At 38.4% G+C, this 3022-nt stretch carries 3 protein-coding genes; 2 read left to right on the top strand and 1 reads right to left on the bottom strand.

What is annotated here, in order from left to right; genetic code table 11:
- A partial coding sequence (locus R3333_RS13790) for a PKD domain-containing protein (RefSeq protein WP_318959354.1) occupies positions 1-514 on the bottom strand: 514 nt, incomplete at its 3' end.
- 160 nt (positions 515-674) lie between these two features.
- Here R3333_RS13790 and R3333_RS13785 point away from each other — a divergent pair.
- Positions 675-2471 (top strand): DEAD/DEAH box helicase, encoded by a 1797-nt coding sequence (locus R3333_RS13785; RefSeq protein ID WP_318959353.1) that lies wholly within the window; start codon positions 675-677, stop codon positions 2469-2471.
- Between the two features lie 193 nt (positions 2472-2664).
- A partial coding sequence (locus R3333_RS13780) for a GTP-binding protein (RefSeq protein WP_318959352.1) occupies positions 2665-3022 on the top strand: 358 nt, incomplete at its 3' end.

Raw genomic sequence — 3022 nt, 5'->3', positions numbered from 1 at the left:
TATAAATAAATAAAGAAATTACATACGTTCCTACATTAGCATAATTATGAGAAGGGTAAGGATCATTCGTCGAAGTTCCATCGCCAAAATCCCAAATTAAATATTGTAAACTTGAAGTGGTCGAAGATTGATTTACGACATAGTAGTCGTTAAGATTAGTTGAATCCTGTATGATATCGAAATCAGCCATACAGTAGCTATTAGTTGCCCCGGAGATATACAATGTGTCAGTTTTTAGATCTGTGCAGTATAGATTGTTTACTGAATCAACAAGAGTTACTTGACATCCAACGTAGTCCATACTTGGACTTGCCAAGGTTGTTGTAACAGAGCTACCTGTGTAAATTTGTCCTCCTATATTCCAGGTAATGCTTGCGTTGGTTGGCTGGTTACCGGTAAAAACAAAGGTGTAACTATTTCCAATGTTACTTACATTGTAATCCGCAACACAGTTTTGGGCATAACTCATTAGACCTAGAAACAGGGTTGTAATCGAAAGTAAAAGTGTTTTCATGATAACGTGTTTAGTATAAGTACCTTGTAGATTATTATTGGTTGTCTGAACTTGTAAACTTTTGGTTGTTAAAACTTTACTAATCCTTTTATTTTCATGCTTATGTGCTCGTTTCATTTAAATGTGGTATCTTTGCAGTCAATTTTAGATAATATATTTTATGACCTTTAGTGAATTAGGGCTTAGAAGCGAGGTAGTTAAGTCGATAGCAGACCTTGGTTTTGAGTCACCAACACCAATTCAAGAACAAGCAATTCCGCATTTATTGCAAACGGAAAGTGACTTTGTCGGATTGGCTCAAACAGGGACGGGGAAAACAGCCGCATTTGGTTTGCCATTGATTAACAACATTACATCGCCAGGAAAGTCTCCTAAAGGCCTTGTTATTTGTCCAACCAGGGAGTTGTGTTTGCAGATTGCAAGCGACCTTAAAAATTTCTCCAAGTACGATAAGTCTATACGTGTAGAAGCAGTTTATGGGGGTACGGATATCCGTCGCCAGATGAAAGCTTTAAAAGACGGTGTGTCAATTATAGTGGCAACACCAGGGCGTTTGTGTGACTTGATCAACAGAAAAGCGGCAAAATTAGACGACGTTCAATACGTTGTTTTAGATGAGGCTGACGAAATGCTGAACATGGGGTTCAAAGAAGATTTGGATTACATCTTAAAAGAAACACCATCTACGAAGAACGTATGGTTGTTTTCAGCGACAATGCCAAAAGAAGTGGCAAGTATTTCGAAAAACTATATGTCAAATCCGTTAGAAGTAACGATTGGACATAAAAATGAAACAAACGCAAACATTGAGCACATTTATTTCTGTGTAAAAGAAAGAGATAGATACCACGCTTTAAAACGTTTGATTGACTTTAACCCTTCAATTTTCGGTTTAGTATTCTGCCGTACGCGTAGAGAAACGCAGATGGTTGCTGAAAAATTAGGAAAAGACGGATACAATGCAGAAGCATTACACGGTGATTTATCACAAGCGCAAAGAGATAGAGTTATGGATTCTTTCCGTAACAGATCTTTACAATTGTTGGTAGCTACTGATGTTGCAGCTCGTGGTATCGACGTAGATGATATCACTCACGTTATCAACTACAATTTACCAGATGATATAGAGAACTATACACACCGTTCTGGACGTACTGCTCGTGCGGGTAGAAAAGGTGAATCTTTAGTGTTAATCAACACAAGAGAGAAAGGTAAGATTAGAGCAATTGAAAGAGTAATTAGAACAGAGTTTACATTTGCTAATATTCCGGATGCACAAGCGATTTGTGGTATTCAGTTAACGGCAATGATAGACAAGGTGAAAAGTACTGAGGTAAAAGAATCTGACATAGAGAAGTTTTTACCAGCGATACTTACTGACTTCGAAGAATTAACGAAAGAAGAAGTAATCAAAAAGTTCGTTTCTGCTGAGTTTAACAGATTCTTAGATTACTACAAACACGCAGGAAACTTAAATGCTTCTGCTTCAGACAGAGGAAGCGATAGACCAGAAAGAGGTGATCGTAACAAAGGTCGTGGTAGAACAGACGAAAACAAAGCTAGATTCTTTGTAACGCTTGGTGAGAAAGATGGATTGAACAAAGGGGGATTACTTCGTGTAATCTGTGATTCTACAGGAATCAACTCTGGATCTATCGGACGTATCGACGTTATGGGATCTTACTCATTCTTCGATGCTGACAAAACAGATGCTGATCAAATTTTAGCGAAAGCGAACGGTGCTGACTTTGAAGGTAAAGAAATGAAAGTTGAGTTATCGAAAGAGAAATCAGGTGGAGGTCGCTCAGGTGGCGGACGTTCTTCTGGTGGACGTGGTAGATCAGGTGGATTCGGAGGTCGCAGTGGCGGTGGAAGAGGAAACTCTGGTTCTAGAGACAGAAGATCATCAGGTGGTCGTTCTGGAGGTGGAAACAGAAGAACTAGCGCAAGAAGATAGATGCAAAATATTGAACGTAGAGTAATCTTCGTTCAAGCAGAAAATTAAGAATACAACACTGAAAAGTAGGAGGGAGGAAACTTCTTCCTACTTCTTTTAAGTTTAATGTGCTCTTAATATAGGATAAAGTAAAAAATGACAAATTTGGCGCAGCATTCGAAAATATTGACTTCGCCGATTTTAGAATTATTCAATGGAAATTAGAAACATTGCGATTATCGCACACGTTGACCACGGTAAAACTACTTTGGTTGATAGAATGATCGAAGCTGGAGATAGCTTCACAGAAAGAGACAGAAATAACTCAGGTGAGTTAATGATGGATAACAATGACCTTGAAAGAGAAAGAGGTATTACTATCGTTTCTAAAAACGTTTCTGTTACTTACAAAAACACAAAAATCAACATTATCGATACTCCTGGTCACGCCGACTTTGGTGGTGAGGTAGAACGTGTATTGAACATGGCTGATGGTGTTTGTTTGTTGGTAGATGCCTTCGAAGGACCTATGCCACAAACACGTTTTGTATTGCAAAAAGCATTATCAATGG

Source organism: Lishizhenia sp. (genome assembly GCF_033720595.1).
Classification (GTDB): Bacteria; Bacteroidota; Bacteroidia; order Flavobacteriales_D; family Crocinitomicaceae; genus Lishizhenia.
This window is presented reverse-complemented; position numbering and strand designations above follow the sequence as displayed.

Bases quoted from the DNA above. Each gene is read 5' to 3' on its own strand.
- R3333_RS13785 (WP_318959353.1), top strand. From the start codon at position 675: ATGACCTTTAGTGAATTAGGGCTTAGAAGCGAGGTAGTTAAGTCGATA.